Annotated in this window: 6 protein-coding genes and 2 pseudogenes; 2 read left to right on the top strand and 6 right to left on the bottom strand. The window is 48.3% G+C overall.

Annotated elements, in window-relative coordinates:
• From ACOJUO_RS18685 to ACOJUO_RS18675, 3 genes are all read right to left on the bottom strand, one after another.
• Window positions 1-3612 carry a PEP/pyruvate-binding domain-containing protein gene (locus tag ACOJUO_RS18685; RefSeq protein WP_422137785.1) on the bottom strand — a complete coding sequence of 1204 codons (3612 nt, stop codon included), beginning with the start codon at window positions 3610-3612 and terminating at the stop codon, window positions 1-3.
• A gap of 188 nt (window positions 3613-3800) precedes the next feature.
• On the bottom strand, window positions 3801-7550 hold the full coding sequence (locus ACOJUO_RS18680) for a DUF4116 domain-containing protein (protein ID WP_422137784.1): 3750 nt from the start codon (window positions 7548-7550) through the stop codon (window positions 3801-3803).
• A 185-nt stretch (window positions 7551-7735) separates the two neighbouring features.
• A complete protein-coding gene (locus ACOJUO_RS18675; RefSeq protein ID WP_422137783.1) occupies window positions 7736-11407 on the bottom strand; it encodes a PEP/pyruvate-binding domain-containing protein in 3672 nt (1223 codons plus the stop codon).
• Between the two features lie 318 nt (window positions 11408-11725).
• On the opposite strand from ACOJUO_RS18675, the pseudogene ACOJUO_RS18670 reads away from it, so the two are divergent.
• Both ACOJUO_RS18670 and ACOJUO_RS18665 read left to right on the top strand, forming a co-directional pair.
• Window positions 11726-11908: pseudogene (locus ACOJUO_RS18670) on the top strand (ISNCY family transposase); the annotation flags it as partial.
• Window positions 11909-12503: 595 nt separating this feature from the next.
• Window positions 12504-13257, top strand: a pseudogene (locus ACOJUO_RS18665) (IS110 family transposase).
• Window positions 13258-13551: 294 nt separating this feature from the next.
• Here ACOJUO_RS18665 and ACOJUO_RS18660 read toward each other — a convergent pair.
• From ACOJUO_RS18660 to ACOJUO_RS18650, 3 genes are all read right to left on the bottom strand, one after another.
• Window positions 13552-14100, bottom strand: a complete 549-nt coding sequence (locus ACOJUO_RS18660) for a type II toxin-antitoxin system RelE/ParE family toxin (protein ID WP_422133442.1) — start codon at window positions 14098-14100, stop codon at window positions 13552-13554.
• The gene (locus tag ACOJUO_RS18655) at window positions 14088-14363 is read right to left on the bottom strand and encodes a CopG family ribbon-helix-helix protein (RefSeq protein ID WP_422133441.1); all 276 of its coding nucleotides are present in this window, start codon (window positions 14361-14363) and stop codon (window positions 14088-14090) included. The genes ACOJUO_RS18660 and ACOJUO_RS18655 overlap by 13 nt, the downstream gene beginning before the upstream one ends.
• Window positions 14364-14736: 373 nt before the next feature.
• The gene (locus ACOJUO_RS18650) at window positions 14737-18513 is read right to left on the bottom strand and encodes a DUF4116 domain-containing protein (RefSeq protein ID WP_422137782.1); all 3777 of its coding nucleotides are present in this window, start codon (window positions 18511-18513) and stop codon (window positions 14737-14739) included.
• Window positions 18514-18678: the final 165 nt, after the last annotated feature.

Raw genomic sequence — 18678 nt, 5'->3', positions numbered from 1 at the left:
TCAGACCCATTTACCCAGTAAGGGGTTTCTCAGGGTTGCTTCATTGATAAAATCTGTATCAGTTTTAAGCTCCAGAGCTACATATTGGAAAGCCTGATAATTCTTTGCAATTAAGTCCAGCATGAACTCGCGATCACTCAATAAGGTCTCACAGCCATATTTTAAGACATTAACATTGACAGCCATTAAGCTTTCAATAGTGCTTTTATCGCTTCGGATTGTGTTACTGGCATAGGACAGAACTTTTGCCTCCTCTGCGGCAGAGGCCATGACAACATCTCTGTCATTCCGCAGCTCTGCACTCAAAAACTGCAGTTCTTCGGGATGTCGTGAAATAGCGGGTAATACAAAGTCTCTATCATTTCGGACACGTTGGCTGGCGTATCTCAGTCCGTACTTAAGCAAGGCATTATTAATCTCTTCTTTATGATCCCCAAGCGGTTGACCCGGTGGCACATAAAACTCCAGTCTGTAACTGTAAGATGGATTGATAACAAAGCATTGATTTTCCAAATCGTACAGTTGCTCAATCAATCGGGTAGCGTTTCTGGGATTTAATAATAAAAGATGATGTAAGAGCTCCGTACGAGTGTTCTCACTGATCTTCATTAACCTTTCCCTCATAGCGTCCCATGGATTCCCCCTGATAAACTTTGACCTCCGACACATACCCAAGCGCCGGGCATGATGAGCAAACTGTTGGTGGTGTGTGCTTAAAAACTGGCAGCACATAGCAGTAACGGACCAAATGCTCCCAGCCCGATAAGCCATTATGAAAAGGCAATGTTGGAAGGCGAATCTATCCGATTCTGTCGCAACATCACGATTAAGACGCTGTGCAAGCAGGTTAAAGTCCCACTGACCTCCTTCAAAAATGGGTCTGGAATTCAAATCAAGATCCAGATCAAACATAGCACGTAACACAATGATCAGTTTTGCAAAGGCATACTGCATGGTTTTACGTAATTTCATTCGGGGGCATTCGACGATCATTTCACCCGCTACGGCGTTGCAACTCAGCTTCATGTTATCGGCATCTTTATCCAGTTCAATCTCTCTCAATAATTGCGCCAGAAACCACATACGCCTGAACTTGCCGGGTCTGTCATAGTCATAGTTTGCATCAAATTTGTCTGAGAATGTCAGCCGCAAGGTTCGTCCTTTACCCCCATCTGCCTGTTCCAGTAGCTCGATAATGCCCACATGACTTCCCAGCTCCAGGTTAACAATCACGGCTTCATCCATACTGATGACGGTCCCGGAAAGCTCCAGCTCTTCCATAGAGACTTTATCGGAAATTCTCAATAGCGGTGCCTCTTCACCCGGTGTCGTACAATCGACATAGGTGATGTTTTTTTCCCCGGATATCCTGCCCTGACCCGAAGCCAGAGTGACCGGTGCCAATGCTTTTACAAAGCGCTGGTGCAGGGCAAAAATCAGTTCATGGACACTCCGCACCAGATCAGCCTCTTGTGGATTGAGCGCTTGAAGAAAGGATTTTAGCTGATGGCAGTCTGCTATCCACGGACGAAACATTCCCGGGGATAGCTGCCCGTCTTCAGCCACTTGCATGGGCTTAATGATTTTCTCCAGGCCGGACTGGATGGCCTGTTTCAACGCCTCGAAACGGTCGCTCAGTTCCAGCCATTCTTCCTGTAATTGCCTGACCTCAGGTGAACCGCGTTGTCCTGCCAGCTGCAAGAACGCCTGATAGCCAGCCAACAGAGCTTCAGCGCCATAAATCAGCCGATTTACGTCATTCCTGGTCTCAGCCAGTAACTTTGATCGTTGCGGCGACATACTCAATTTTATCGGGTTTACCAGATAATCCAGACCACTGCCGGGGGCAAAAAGTGCCAACAGCCGGGCATTTTGATCCGTGAGCCATTGAAAACCGCTGGCGACCTGACGGAATGTGCCTTCAGATGGAGACAAAGCTTCCCGGGACGGGAAGGCTTTTGTTGACGGTGCATCAGAAAATGCAGAGGACAGGCTTCTGTGACTGGCCAGTTCTTCGCTAAGGTCATCGGCAACAATAAAGGCTCTGGGCTTGCCTTTGAAGCGGCCACAGGCCAGCGTCGTCTGCTGGCCAACCCTGGCAGCCAGGGTGTCAAAATGCCCACCGGCCAGCATTAAGGGCTTTTTTTCCTGTCTCATGAGTATCGCCACATGATCATTGAATCCTCCTTCTGCAATGACAAAACCTCCTGCCCGCATCAGGAACCCGGACTCAAGCATCCAGTCTTCGGTGTGTTGCGCCACGACAATGGCTTTATCTGGCATAGCGCCTGCCTCTTGTTTTCTGGCCAGCCAGAGTGGTCCGGTGCAATAGCCTTCGCTGATACCCTCGCCAATGGCCAGTGTCTTTTTGGGTATGGACATGGCAAAATCCATGCCGCCAGAGAGTTGCGTGATGGGGCGCACCTGCAACAGGAACAGGCGACCCTGTTTGTCTATGGCAAACTCCACATCCACGGGGCAGAGCAACAGGTTTTCCAGCTCTGTCACCGCCTTCCTGAGATCTGAAACCATTTCATCAGTGAGTTTCTGTCCACCGTCGTCTGACTGAGCAGCCACATGATCAATTCTTGTTTCCGAATAACCGTTATTGTTCTTTTGCAGGATAAAGTGAATTGAGATCGTACCGGGAAAGTATTGAGAGCCTGCAGCTGCTTCTTTGCAATCCTCACGATAAATATCAATACGATGGGGCGTGTTACCGGACTGCCCTGCCACAACACCTCTGGGTTGACCCCGTGTGTACTCAACCCTGACGGTATCATCCTGAAAAGATTGAAAGCTCATGGCGACACCACCGTATTGGCAATCAACGCAGTTTTGGATAATCAACGCCATGGGTTGCGGTATGCCTTCGCGACAAACTTCAGGCCGGTAACCTGAAGCCATGACCTTGAGGCAGGTTCGCAAAATATCCTCTTCTTCCTGAACTAAAGAGAGGTATTTGCCTGCCTGGGCATCGCCGTAGTTATCTTCATTGATGCCGGAACTGCGGACAATAATCGGCTGTGCCATGGAAAATCGGTCCAGCTGACGACGCAGATCCCTGATTTGCCGGGCCGCTTCAGAATCTTTAACCTGTTCGTAATAGTCATCACTGACAATAAATTCAGCCAAACCCGCCAGCCAGTCATTCCTTTTGGTTCGCTCTGAAGGCAGCAGGGTATTGAGGTATTCCCGGATGTTCGTCAGGCTGGTCCCGGCCTCCGGTTCACGGTCAACCTTCTGTAGATAGCGGTCTAAACGATGCCTGTCCAGAGGATGTTGATCAAAAGCATTCATGACTTGCGCAGTGACACATTTGAAGGGTGGAACAGGCAAATCAGCTTTCTTCATGCGCTGCAGAAACATCCCCTTACCCCCAACTTTTTCCCGGCCAAGGGGAAAACAGTCAGCAGCCTGATCTGAATCAGCTGGACAACAGGTGCGCCTGATAAGTGGCTCCGGGTCGGCAATGCCATCGGGATCAGAATGGCCGAGATACCTTTTGGGCACATCATCAGCCCCGATGGATGGACTGCCAGCCCGGGTATTATGATTTGGATTCGTTGTCAGACTCTGAGGATCTGACGTCTCAGAAATAACAGGTAACATCAGGATATCCCTCTCTAACGTTAACAATGATGTTTTTATAAAGTTCGCCAATCAGCCTGAAGCAAGCAAATTGATCAGGCTATGAAATAAGCTCTTGTAGGCTCATCAAAGTATTTAAAAGGTGAAAATCAGGCTCAGAGGATTTTACAAATAGCTATGGGCTTTGGTTTTTCAGGCTGCTGTTTGTATTACGAACCGGCAAATTCACTACTGTAGTATTTTTCTAAACTTTCCTCGTCTACGTGTTTAACAACACCCCGGTTCCTGTGGATTGCTGACCTGATAAAATCCATATCACGTTTAAGATTATGCGCAACAGATATGAAGGCACGGGAATTATGTGCAATTAAATCCAGCAAATACTTGCGATCATTCAATACCCTTTCACTGGCATAATATAAGTGGTCAATATGCTTATCAATTACCATTTGAATAATGTTTTTATCGCTTCGGATTCTTTCACTTGCATACCCGAGAGCCTCTGGATAATCGGTGATGGCAGCCTTTACAACCTCTTCATTATCTTTAATTTTCGGGCCGGCATATTGCAGATAAAAGCCATGTTGGTTGATTGCAGTCATGACGACCTTTTTACTATTCTTTAGTTTCTCACTGGCAAATTCAAGGCATTTGGGACGTGCTGCAATAATTGTTAATATCAGTTCTTTATCATTCCGAAGCTGTTGGCTGGCATATTGCAGTCCATGCTTCAGCAAGGCTTTTGTGATCTTTTCTCTATTATCCGCAAGCGACTTACCCGGTGGAACATCAAAACTTAGCCTGTAACCGTAGGAGAATGGTTTTAGAACATAGCATTGATGTCTCAAATCGGGATAAACATCCTCAATCAATGGAGCAGTCCTTTGGGCATCCAGGTATAACAGATGATGTAAAAGTTCCTTTCGGGTTTGCTCTGTGATTTCATTGCTCATTAATATTTCCCGAAAGTTGTCCTCAGTTTTATCACGAGACTCTTTATCACGAGACTCTTTATCACGACATTCTTCAAACCGTTTGGCATAATGAATAAACTGTCGGTGGTGGCTTGGTAATAACTTGAAACAATCGGGAGTGTAGTGGATACGCTTCTTATAATACATTGCGAAAAGGCAATGTTGAAAGGCGAACCTGTCAGCTTCTGCCGTAATATCGCCATTAAGCCTTTGTGCCAGCAAGCTAAAGTTCCACTGATTGCTTTCAAAAAGGTCAATGTGCAGCATCTTACAATCCAAATCACACATACCACATAACACAGTGAGCAGTTTTTCAACGGCATCCTGCATAGTTTTAGTTGTTTTCATTCGAGTGCATTCGACGATAATTTCTCCCACTACCGCATTGCAACGCAGCTTCATGCTATCAGCATCTTTATCCAGTTCGAGCACTTTCAGTAACTGCACCAGAAGCCACATACGCTTTAACTTGGCAGCTGAATCAATACCATCATCTTTATAAAACTGGTCAGAGAATTTCAGCCGCAAGGTCCGTCCTTTACCCCCCTCTGCGTTTTCAAATAGCTCGATAAGACACAGATGACTTCCAAGCTTCAGGTTAACAATCAAAACGCCATCGGCAATGATGACCGTTCCTGAGCACCCTAACTTTTCAATTAATACTTTGCAGGACGGCTTCAATAGCGGCATCTTTTCATTCGGATTACCCGAAACCGCACAATCAACATATTTGATGCTCCCGCTACTGGATTGCCTGCCCTGACCCGAAGCCAGAGTAACCTTCGCCAGTGCACTTACAAAGCGCCGATGCAGGGCAAAAATCAGCTCATGGACACTCCGAATCTTCTCAGCCTTCTCAGGGTTGAGTGCCTGCAGACAGGATTTCAGCTGATGGCAGGCGTCCAGCCACTCAGGAAAAGTTACGGTGGATAACGGCCCTTCAACATCGGCTTTCAGAGGAAGCCTGATCGTTTCCAACATTGATCGGATGGTCTTTTTCAGTGTCTTGAAGCGCTTGTTTAATTGCGGTAATTCTGCCAGAGCTGGCTTGATCCAAGGTGAATCGCTGTCACCCGATAGCAGCAGGAAGGCCTGGTACCCCTCCAGCAGGACTTCAGCTCCATAGAGCAGGCGTTTTAAGTTGTACTTATTCTCTGCCAGTATCTCTGATCGTTGTGGCGACATACTTAGTTTTACCGGATTTTCCAGACAATCCAGTCCGCCTCCGGAGGCAAAAAATGCCAACAGACGGGCATTTTGATCCGTGAGCCATTGAAAACCGCTGGCGACCCGGTCGAATGTGCCTTCAGGTGGTGACAAATCCTCCCGTGACGGGACGGGTTTTGTTGTCAATGCATCAGAAACAGCTGAAGTCAGGCTTCTGTAATTGGCCAGTGTTTCGGCAATGTCGCCGGCAACAATAAAGGCACCGGGCTTATTTTTAAAACGGGCGCAGGCCAGCGTCGCCTGTTGACCATCCTGAGCGAACAATGCCGAATATTGGCCACCAGCCCGCATCAAGGTTATTTTTTTCTGTTTCATAAGGATTGCTACATGATCATTGAATCCTGCTTCGGCCAGGACAAAACCCCCAACCCGTTTCAGAAACTCAGGCACAAGCATCCAGTCTTCAGCGTGGTGGGCCACGACAATGGCTCCCTGTGGCATAGAGGCTGCCTCTGGTTTTCTGGCCAGCCAGAGCGGTCCGGTGCAGAAGCCTTCGCTGATGCCCTCGCCAATGGCCAGGGTTTCTTTGGGTATGGGCATGGCAAAAACCATATCGCCAGAGAGTCGGGTAACAGGACGTACCTGCAACAGGAACAGGCGATCCCAATGATCGATGGCGAACTCGACATCCACGGGGCAGAACAACAGTTTTTCCAGCTTTTTCACCAGTTTCCTGAGTTTTGATACCATCTCATCACTGATTAGCTGCCCGCCGTCGTTTGCCTGGACATCGACAACATCCATTCTTTTTTCCGAATAACCGTTATTGTTGCTGTGCAGGGTAAACTGGCTTGAGATAGTCCCGGGAAAATATTGATAACTGTCAGCTCTTTTTCGACCCTTGCGAGCAATATCAATGCGGTGAGGCGTGTTACCAGACTGCCCTGCCACTGCACCTCTGGGTTGACCGGGTGTGAACTCAACACTGATGGTATCATCATCAAAAGATTTATAGCTCATGGCGACCCCGCCGCATCGGCAATGAATACACTGCTGGATGATCAGTGCCATGGGTTGTGGTATGCCTTCGGGACAGACTTCAGACCGGTAACCTGAGGCCATGACCTTAAGACAGGTACGCAAAATATCCTCATTTCCCTGAACCAGTGAAAGGTATTTGCCCGCCTGGGCATCGCCGTAGTTATCTTCATTGATGCCAGAACTGCGGACAATAACCGGCTGTGATATGTAGAGTCTGTCCAGCTCATGGCGCAGCCCCCTGATTTGCCGGGCCGCTTCAGAATCTTTAACCTGTTCGTAATAGTCATCACTGACAATAAATTCAGCCAGACCCACCAGCCAGTTGTTCCTTTTGGTTTGCTCTGAAGGCGGCAAGCTATTGAGGTATTCCCGAATGTTCGTCAGGCTGATCTCTGCCTCCGGATCATAAACAACCCCGGGGAAATAGCGGTCTAAAAGTCGGGTATCCAAAGGCTGTTGTTCAAGCGCATTCATGACCTGAGCAGTCACACATTCGAAGGGTGGAACAGGCAGATCGGCTTTCTTCATACGCTGCAAAAACATTCCCTTGCCGCCAACTTGTTCCCGGCTGCTGGGAAAACTGTCAGCCGCCTGATCTGAAACAGGTGAACGGCAGGAGCGCATGGTTAGCGACCTTGGCTCTGGAAAACTACGGGTGCCATGGTCACTAAAATGCTTTTTGGATGAACTACCAGCCCTGCTGGATGAACTTCCAGTCACCGTATTCTGATTTGAATTTGCTTTCGGAGTTTGAGCATCAAATGTAGTGGGAAACATCAAGATATCCTTCTTGTATTAACATTCATCCATTATTCACTAACAGCTAATTAATAAGCCTCTTTCTTTGACAATGATGTTTTTATAAAGTTCACCCGTCACCCGTCAGGCTAAAACACGCAAAAAAACAACAACAAGCCGACAACACAGCTTGCACTGACCAACCTTGTCTGAATCGATCAGTTTTAACTCGCAGGCTTCTCCACGTATCTTTGAACTTCGGCGTTTTTCCGGATTGCCACCTCAATAAAGGCCCTCTCACGAAGAAGCTCTTTGTAGGCATATTTAACAGCAAGAGCATTATCTTTAATTAAGGCCAGCATAGACTTGCGATCACTCAATATCGTGTCAGTGGCCCATGACAAGCGATTAATATCATCAGCAATCACCCTTTTAATAATGTTTATATCGCTTCTGATTCTCCAACTTGCAAAACGAAAAGCTTTCGGATGCGAAGCGAAAGCGGTCATTACAACTTCATCATCATCCTGCATTTCCTCGCCGGCATATGCCAATCCAATGCCATATTGAGTAACGACGGACATAACGATCTTTCTATCATTCCTCAGTTCTTCACTAGCATATGTCAGGTCACCCGGATGCACTTTAACCGTTGCCAATACCAGCTCTCTATCATCTCGAACCCGCCGACTGGCATATTTAAGCCCATGCTTCAGCAGATTTTTTTTAATCTCTTCTCTACCACCCGGAAACAACTGACCCGGTGAAACAGAAAACCTTAGCTCGTAGCTGTAAGCCGGGTCGATAATAAAGTAATCATTTCTCAAATTGGGATACTCATCTTCAACAAACCAAATAACCTCTTGGGGGTGTGATAATAAAAGATGATGTAACAATTCCCTGCGGATGTTTTCACCCATCTCATCACTCATTAGCACTTCCACAGGAGCCGAAAAAACTAACTCTCGACACTGATCAATAAACTGTTGTTGGTGATGGCTTAATAAATGATAGAAAACGGGGGTTGTTCGGTCTTCTCTATATAAATCACCGGCTATCAAGAACAGGATATGTTGAAAGGAGAATCTGTCAGTTTCAGTAACCGCATCACTATCGAGGCGTTGTGCCAGCATGTTAAAGTTCCACTGTTCTACTTCATCTCTTTCAAAAATAGCACTGTCCGCCAAGTAAAGATCCATATCACGAGAAGCACGTAACGCTGTCAACAGTTTTTCAAAGCCTTCCTGCATGGTTTCAGGTGATGCCATACGGGCACATTCGACGATCATGTCTCCAGCTATGGCGTTAAAACTAACCTTCATGGTTTCGCCCTCTTTATTCAGTCCGATCATTTTCAGTAACTGCACCAGAAACCACATACGTTTTAAAGCACCGGGATTGTCACTGCCATCAGGTTTATCAAACCTGTCGGAGAATTTCAGTCGCAGGGTATGGCCTTTCCCCCCTTCTGCGTCCCTGAATAGCTCAATAACGGCCACATGATAGCCAAGCTTCAGGTTAACAATCAAAGCATCATTCATACTGAGAACAGTCCCTCTGCGCCCTGATCGCTGGATCGATGTTTTGTCGCACGGTCTTAAGAGCGGTGCTTCTGCACCCGGAGTCGTGCAATCGACATAGGTGATCTTGTTTTCCGTAGATATCCGGCCCTGACCCGAAGCCAGAGCGACCGGTGCCAATGCCTCCACAAAACGCTGATGCAAGGCAAAAATAAGCTCATGAACACTCCGTACCTGCTCAGTCTCCCTGGGGTTAAGTGCCTGAAGAGAGAATTGCAGCTGGTGGCAGTTAGCCACCCACTGACGAAAAGCTCCCGTGGATAACTGCTCTTTTTCATCGGATTGCAGGGAACGGATGATCGTTTTTAACCCTGATAGGATGGTCTCTTTCAGCGTCGCGAAGCGGTTGATTAGCAGCTGCAATTCATTCAGCAATGGCTGCACCTTTTGTAAATCTTTGTCACCCGCCAGGTTCAGGAAGGCCCGGTAACCCTCCAACAGTGCATCGGCCCCATGAATCAGCTGATTGATGTTGTCACTGGTCTCTGCCAATAGCTCTGAGCGTCGTGGCGACATGCTAAGTTTTATGGGGTTTGCCAAACAATCCAGTCCCCTGCCGGGGGCAAAGAATGCCAACAAACGGGCATTTTGATCCGTGAGCCATTCAAAACCGCTGGTGACCTGGCGGAATGTGCCTTCAGGGGGGGACAAATCATCCCTTAACGGGATGGCTTTTACTGACGGCAGATCAGCAACAGCAGAGGACAGGCTTCTGTGACTGGCAAGTTTTTCGCTCATGTCACCGGCAACAATGAAGGCTCCGGACTCACCTTTGAAGCGGGCGCAGGCCAATGTCGCCTGATGGCCATCCCGCTCGGCCAGGGTCGTAAACTCTTCGCCGGCCAGCATAAAGGGTATTTTTTTCTGTCTCATAAGGATGGCCATGTGGTCATTGAACGCACCTGAGGCAAAGACGACACCTCTAGCCCGATCCAGACATTTGGACGTAAGCATCCAGTCTTCAGCATGTCGGGCCACGAGAATGGCTCCCTCTGGCATAAAGCCTGCCTGTTGTTTTTTAGCCAGCCAGAGTGGTCCGGTGCAATAGCCTTCACTGATGCCCTCGCCACTGGCCAGGCTGTGTTCGGGCATGGGCATGGTAAAAACCATGTCGCCAGAGAGTTGGGTTATAGGGCGCACCTGCAACACGAACAGCCCCCCCTGATGATCGATAGCAAACTCTACATCCACGGGGCAGTGCAACAGGTCTTCCAGCTTTGCCACCACGTCCTTAAGTTTTGAGATTATGTCGTTACTGAGTATGTGGCCATTACTGAATTTTTGACCATCGTCGTCTGATAGCGCATCCCCATCATCAATTCTTATTTCCGAATAGCCGCAATTATCTGTGTTTTTGTGCAGAATGAAGTGGCTTGAAATCTTTCCGGGAAAGTATTGAACGTTTTCGGCGCCTTCTTTGCGAGAAATATCAATACGGTGGGGTGTGTTACCGGACTGTCCTGCCACTACCCCCCTTGGCTGACCGTGTGTGTACTCGACCCTGAGGGTATCATCATCAAAGGATTGAAAGCTCGTGGCGACTCCACCTTGCAGGCAGTTAATACACTCCTGGATAATCAGCGCCATGGGTTGCGGTATGCCTTCGGAACAGACTTCAGGCCGGTAAGCTGAGGCCATAACCTTAAGACAGGTTCGCAAAATATCCTCATCTCCCTGAACTTCCGAGAGGTATTTGCCTGCCTGGGCATCGCCGTAGTTGTCTTCATTAATGCCGGAACTGCGGACAATAAGCGGCCCGGATGTTGATAGTCCGTGATCTCTGATGTGTCGGGCCGCTTCAGAATCTTTAACCTGCTCATAAAAGTCATCACTGGCAATAAATTTCGCCAGACCTGCCAGCCAGCACTCTCTTCTGGTTTGCTCTGAAGGCAGCAACGCATTGAGGCGTTCCCTGATCTTTGCCAGACTGATCTCCGCCTCCGGTTCATCGCCGATCCCGGGGAAATAGGGTTCCAGACGCTGGCTATCCAGAGGGTGTTGTTCCAGCGCATTGGTGACCCGGGTTGTCACACACTGAAACGGTGGCACAGATACACCAGCTGCTTTCATGCGCTGCAAAAACATTCCCTTGCCGCCCAGTAATTCCCAGTTGGCAGGAGAACAATGAGCAGCCTGATCTGCAACAGGTGTGCTGCATTTGCGCTTGGCTAGTGGCGTTGCGTCGGGCTCGCCAATGGGTTCAGGGTCACCAAGATACATTTTGGCTAAACGATCAGCCAAAGTCTCCTGATCGGGGAGAGTTGCCAGGCTTTGAGAACCTGATCTGTCAATATTTACAAGTGGCAAAGGTAACATAAAGATATCCCTCTAACGTTAATATTCATCCATGATTCAACAGCGAGTCATTACCATTTCTTTGACAAGAATATTTTTATAAAGTTCCACCATTGGCCTTAAGCACATAACTTAATCAGGATAAAAGATGGAGCATTCCGAACTTATGTGCCAGACCATTAGTCCACAAAAGCAGCTTGGCGAGGTTGATATCTCTGCCATTACATTCAATCTCAGATCAAGGGATGACATTCCCCGCTTGCTCCTGGCATTGCAATATATCTGGACAAATAAGAACTGGTACGTTGGGTAAAAGATTCAGACTACCAGTGTCAGCTGATTGTCCGTCGTGTATTGAGCCATGAAAGCATCCCTCATAATGAGAAGGTTTTTTCTTTGTTCGAACGTCATACCGAATGGATCAGCAAAGGTAAGGCTGGCACTCCTGTAGAGCTTGGCCTCAGAGTCTGCGTATTGCAGGATCAGTTTGGCTTTACCCTGCATCATCTGGTCATGGAAAAACGAGAGGTTATGACCCCCAAAGCATTGGTCACTGGAGTTGTATCCGCTGATGAAGCAGAGGATTAAGGCTCTGTCGTGCAAACAGCTGAGTCAAAGTAGAACTGACCCTCGACGTTGGTCAGTCCAGTCAAAGCAGTGGCTTTGGAATCATTGACAGGAGTACATCTATTCACGATCTGGCAAAGTGTCGGTGCACTGGTCGTTGCCGGGCCATGGGCTTTACTGTGAACACCAGTACAAACTGCAAACCCTGCAAGGGGTACTGCTCACATACCCTCGAAAAGTTCACTAGGAGCCTGACCGAGAATAGCGCCCGTCTAGGCGACCCCGTAGCGAGGACGGCAGAAAATTGAGGATGAAAATTCGGTTTTGTGAGGAGAATAGCGAGCTATTTGACGAACAAAAGCGGATTTACAGACCAATTTGCTGCCGCCGCACGACTGCATGGATGCAGGAGCTAGAGCAACGCAGGAGCAGTTGCCGTGTAGGGCAGTCTATTCTCGGTCTAACGGGATGGTCCGCCCCTCCTAAACGGCTTCAAATGAGCCAAAATGGAGTTAACCATTTAAACAGGATTAACCGGAGCGAACCACCCATGACTATTTCAGTACATGGTATCGATATTGGCAAGAACAACTTTCACCTGTTTGGTGTTGATGAGCAGGGTAGCAAAGTCATCAGAAAGAAGTTGTCCAGGAAGAACCTTCTGGAGTACGTGGCAAATCTGGAGCCATGCATTATCGCTATGGAAGCCTGTGGTGGTGCTCACTATTTGGCTCGGTTATTCAAGAACTATGGGCATACTGTCAAGCTGATTTCACCTAATTCTGGAAGATGCTGAAAATGGACTCCATTCGCTGACTCGTGAGCTGCTACATGGTTTATCAGAAGAGTTGGCCAGTCTTGACAAGCGTATTCAACAGTATGACCAGAAAATTCAGGAGCTGGCTGAAAACGACGACGAATGTCGTCGAATGATGACTATGCCGGGTATCGGAGCCATCACTGCCACTGCATTGAAGGCAGCCGTTGGTGATGCGACGTATTTTAAATCTGGTCGACACCTTGCCGCATGGTTGGGATTAGTTCCAAGACAGCATTCCACAGGCGGTAAGTCAGTCCTGCTGGGCATCAGTAAACGGGGTGATAAATACCTGCGCACATTATTGATACACGGCGCACGTTCGGTACTCCACTGCCTCAAAAATAAGGATGACCGCTGTAAAAAATGGGTTAGCCAACTTAATGAGCGCAGCAATCACAACGTTGCCGCCGTTGGTCTGGCTAATAAAATGGCTCGGATTGTCTGGGTCATCATGACCCGAAATGAAGTTTACAAGGCTGCATAATGAGGTAAAGGCGGCAGCGGCAAAGTAAAGCATAAGCTTAATCAAAGGGGAACCCCCCCGCAGATTGCGATGAGCATGCACAGTTGATGGCAAACAGGTAAAAACCGGCAACCTGAAACCTGATAGGAGTCTTGGCCCTTGAGGCCGTCGGACTGATAAGGCCAGGTTGCGCGGATACCCATCAGGGCCAGAGGGTTAGACCTCATGAATAGGCCGTATATATGATTGCAGTTATCTTTGTTTGCTAATTAACAAAACAGGCTCTTGCAAAACGGGGCGGACCATATAAGGCTCCTAGTGCAGCCAAGCCTTGATATCCATACAGCCCACTCGTTCCGATACTCTGTGGTCGTCATTCCCGCGAAGGCGGGAATCCAGCGCCAACAGCGGGTCTCTGCCTTCACGCGGATGAAAAGGCCAGGGGGGCACCGGGCAGTATGGTTCTGGTGATGAGTCTGTGTGGATTCCCGCCTTCGCGGGAATGACGGGAGTGAGGCCGGAAATGACGGGAGGTGAACCAGGGTTTTGCGACACCCTTTGTTGCGTGGGAACGAGGGGTGTATGGATATCAGAGCTTAGCTGCACTAGTACCGTTGTTAGTTCGCCATCAGTACGATACAAGGCAACATAATCACTGCTACCAAAGTCAATCAGCCACTCCCTAAACTCAGGCTCCATGCCATCAACAGGCCGACCAACTTCAGGTTGATGGGCTAAAATTTTCACATTAGAACGGATTGTTTTGATAGCACGGCTGGCAGACTTTCCACCTTTGCTTGCCAGAAACCGATGAAGTCGCTGAACATCTCTAAGGGCAGAAGGTGACCATATCAATCGTGACACTTAGGAATCTCCGCATCTTCTCCGGCTTCAAGTTTGGCCAGCCATGCATCTGCCTCTTCAAGCGTCAGGTGCATGCCATTTTCCTGATAGGCTTCCCAAGCATTGAGAGCATCCTGCTTGAAGGCTTCTTTCTTTTCCTCACAAGCCACATAGTGACGAATTGCCTCACACATAATCCAGTGGGCTGATCGGTGTCTGGCTTCAGCCAAGTGCTGAACCCTCCTTTTCAAGTCTTCATCAAGTTTAACTGAGGTGGTGGCCATCCTCTTCTCCTTTGGTATTAAAAGGTGTTACCTATTAACACTGCACCACTACAACAGAAAGTAAAGAAAACCCTCGTTTTATTTACTTTTGTACTGGGTGACCAGAGTGAGCCTTTAAGTACCTGGCCAGTTGGTTTCGCATATTCTGGCGAGTGGATTTTTTCATCCTTCAAGGCGCAACGACGGGCGTGTAGCCATAGCCAGGCAACCAGAGTTGGAACGCAGAAGGATGGAAAAAGCCGCCGTCCAGAATATACGAAACCAACTGGTTAGCTACTTACCTTTGATTTGACAAGAGAATTTTTATAGAGTTCCGCCATTCGCTGCAAGCACAGAGCTTAATCAGGATAAAAAATGGAGCATTCCGAACTTCTTACTTGCGTATGTATTTAAGAACTTCGCAATTTCTTTGGACTGCTGCATCAATAAAGTCCTCATCTTCTTGAAGTCTGTAGGCAGCATATTCGAAAGCCAGAGGATATTCCTGAATTAAGTCCAGCATATACTCGCGATCATGAAATACCGCTCTGTGGGCATGTCTTAAGTGAGTGATATCATCAGCTATCAAGATTTTAATCATGTTTTTATCGCTTCGAATTCTTGGACTTGCGTACTTAAAAGCGCCTGGATACTGTGCGATAGCAGCAATGACAACCTCATCATCATCCTGAAGTCCCGAGCTGGCATATTCCAGCAGACCGCCATCTCCAGTGACTGCGGCCAGGACGACCTCTTTATCAGCTTTCAGTTCTTCACTCAAATACTTCAGGTTATGGGGATGTGCTGCAGTGATAGCTAATACCAGATGTTTATCATTTTGAGCCCGTTGGCTGGCATATTCCAGCCCATACTTCAGAAAGAAACTCTTGACCTTTTCTCTGTCTTCCGGAAGCGACTGACCTGATGGAACATCAAACTCCAGGCTATAACTGCAGGCTGATGGTTTTACAATATAGTATTGGTCTCTCAAATCGGGATAAACAGCCTCAACCAATGGCATAGCGTTTTGGGCATCTATCAATAACAGATGATGTAAAAGCTCCCTGCGGGTGTCCTCACTGATCTCATTACTCATTAACACTTCCCGAAAATGGTTCTCCGACTTTCTCCACCACTCTTCTAACCGTTGAACATAATCAATAAATTGTTGGTGTTGTTTACTTAATAACTGGTAACAATCGGGAGTAATCGTGGAATAGTCATAAATCGTTGAGAAAAGACAATGCTGAAAAGCAAACCTATCAGCTTCTGTCGCTGTATCTCTGTCAAGACGTTGCGCAAGCAAGTCAAAATCCCACTGATCCCCTTCAAAAAGGCTGCAGTCCTCTAAATAAATATCCATATCCTGAATAGCATGCAAAGCTGTCATCAGTTTTTCAAAGGCATCCTGCATGGTTTGACGTGATGTCATTCGGGTGTATTCGACAATAATTTCTCCCGCTACGGCGTTGCTACTGAGCTTCATACCAGCAGCATTTTTATCCAGTTCGATCGTTTTCAGTAATTGCACCAAAAACCACATACGTTTCAATTTGCCGGGTGCATCCGTGCCATCAATGGCATCAAACTCGTCAGAAAATTTCAATCGCAAGGTTCGTCCTTTACCCCCCTCTGCGTTTTCAAGCAGCTCGATAAGCGCCAGGTGATGTCCTAACTTAAGGTTCACAATCAAGGCATCATCCATACTGATGACCGTCGCCGGACGGGCTAATTTTTTGAGGGATGCCTTGCAGGAGGGACTCAATAGCGGAGTCCTTTCACCCGAGCCAACCGGAGTCGTACAATCAACATAAGCGACTTCTTCCTCCTTGAACGATCTGCCCTGACCCGAGGCCAGAGTGACCGGAGCCAGTGCCTCTACAAAGCGCTTATGCAGGGCAAAAATCAGCTCATGGACACTGCGCACCTGCTCAGCCTCTGAAGGGTTGAGTGCCTGAAGACAGGATTGTAGCCGGTGGCAGGCGGCCAGCCACTGACGAAACGATATCTTCCCATCTTCACAGTCATCCAGTGGCAGGATGATAGCCTCCAGCTCTGCTCGGATAGTCTGTTTCAACGTCTCGAACCGGTTGATTAATAGCGGTAATTCATCCAGCAATCGCCCGACCTTGGGTGCCCTGCTGTTACGCGCCAGCAGCAAGAAGGCCAGGTAACCCTCCAACAGGGCTTTTGCGCCATAAATCAGCCGATTTACGCATTCCCTGGTCTCTGCCAGTATCTTTGCTCGTTGTGGCGACATACTCAGTTTTATCGGATTTGCCAGACAATCCAGGCCACTGCCTGGGGCGTAGAGCAGCAGCAGTCGGGCATTTTGATCTGTGAGCCACTTAAAGCCACTGGCGACCTGACGAAATGTGCCTTCAGGGAGGGACAAATCATCCTGTGTCGGGATGGTTTGCGGTAAGGTTTCATCGAAAAAAGCACTGGATGGCGTTCTGAAACTGGTCAGTTTTGCGCTATGGTCACCGACAACAATAAAGGCACCGGGCGTCCCTTTAAAACGAGCGCAGGCCAGTGTAACCTGATGGCCGTCCTGAGCGGCTATGGCCGGGTACTGGCCAGCAGCCAGCATCAAAGTTTTTGCTTTCTGTCTCAGGAGGATCGCTACATGATCATTGAATCCTCCTTCATCAAAGACAAGCCCTCCTGACCGCTTCAGGAACTCAGGCTCAAGCATCCACTCTTGCGCGTGGTGGGCCACGACAATGGCTCCCTCTGGCATCAAGTCTGCCTTTTGTTTTTTGGCTACCCAGAGTGGTCCGGTGCAATAGCCTTCGCTGACAACCTCGCCGATGGCCAGAGTCTCTTCGGGTATCGGCATGGCAAAACTCATGCCACCAGAGAGTCGGGTAACAGGGCGCACCTGCAACAGGAACAGGCGCCCCTTATGATCGATGGCAAACTCCATATCCACAGGACAGAGCAAGAGGTTTTCGAGCTTTGTCACCATCTCCCTGAGTGCTGAAACCCTGTCATCACTGAGTTGCTGACTGAAGTCGTCTGATTGAGTATCCGCATCATGAATTCTTATTTCTGAATAGCCGTTATTATTCGTGTTTTTGCGCAGGATGAAGCGACTTGAAATCGTTCCGGGAAAATAGTGAGCGCTGTCAACGCTTTCTTTGCGAGAAATATCGATGCGATGGGGCCTGTTACCGGACTGTCCTGTCACAACGCCTCTGGGCTGACCCGGTGTGTATTCGACCCTGAGGGTATCATCCTGAAAGGATTGAAAGCTCATGACGACCCCACCATATTGGCAGTCAATGCACTGTTGGAGGATCAGCGCCATGGGGGGTGGTATAACTCCGGGACAGACTTCTGGCCGGTAACCTGAGGCCATAACCTCAAGGCAGGTTCGCACAACATCCTCTTCTCCCTGAACTTTCGAGAGGTATTTGCCCGCCTGGGCATCGCCGTAATTATCTTCGCTGATGCCAGAGCTGCGAACCATCACCGGCTGTGTCCATGGTCCGTCCAGCTGAGCACGCAGTTCCCCGATGTATCGGGCCGCTTCAGAATCTTTCACCTGTTCGTAAAAGTCATTACTGGCAATAAATTTCGCCAGACCCGCCAGCCCGATATCCCTTTTCACTTGTTCTGAAGATGGCAGGGCATTGAGGTATTTCCGGATGTTAATCAGGCTGGTCTGAGCCTTCTGTTGATGAACAATCCCCGGGAGACAGCGAGCAAGTTGATGGCTATCCAGAGGATATTGTTCAAGCGCATTCATGATTTGAGCAGTAACACACTTGAAGGGTGGAACAGGCAGACCTGCTGCCTTCATGCGCTGCAAAAACATTCCCTTGCCCCCAAGCAGTGCGCGGTTGGGGCGAGACTGGTCAGCAGCCTGATTGAGTGGAACTGAAGTCTGTATACGACAGACACGATTGGCCAGTAGTGTCTGGCAGGGAATGGGACTGGCAACCAGATAACTGAAATATCTTTTGGCTAAAAGGTTAGCCCTGTTAACTGAACTGAGAGCCCCGGTAATCCGATTTGGAATGGTTGTCGGGATTTGCTGATTTGAACGATCAGAATTGGCATGTAACTGAGACATCCCTCTGATGTTTATGTTCAACCTCCGGGCTTGCATCTGCCAGCCCGTTGCCATACCGAGTGACCGCAGCCATGACGACGTACTTATCATTCTCTGGTTTTCCACTAATACCAATCGAACTTTCTAATTCCCTATTGCGCACTTCATTAACAGACAACATCTAGATTTCCCTCTCCCCCCTTTGACAATGGCGTTTTTATAAAGTTCACACGTCAGCTTCAAGCACGCATTAGAAAAAGCAACAACAGGCTGGCA

This window comes from Endozoicomonas sp. ALC020, assembly GCF_049275935.1.
Lineage (GTDB): Bacteria > Pseudomonadota > Gammaproteobacteria > Pseudomonadales > Endozoicomonadaceae > Endozoicomonas_A.
The sequence above is the reverse complement of the archived record's forward strand: the minus strand, read 5'-3'. Positions and strand labels throughout refer to the sequence as shown.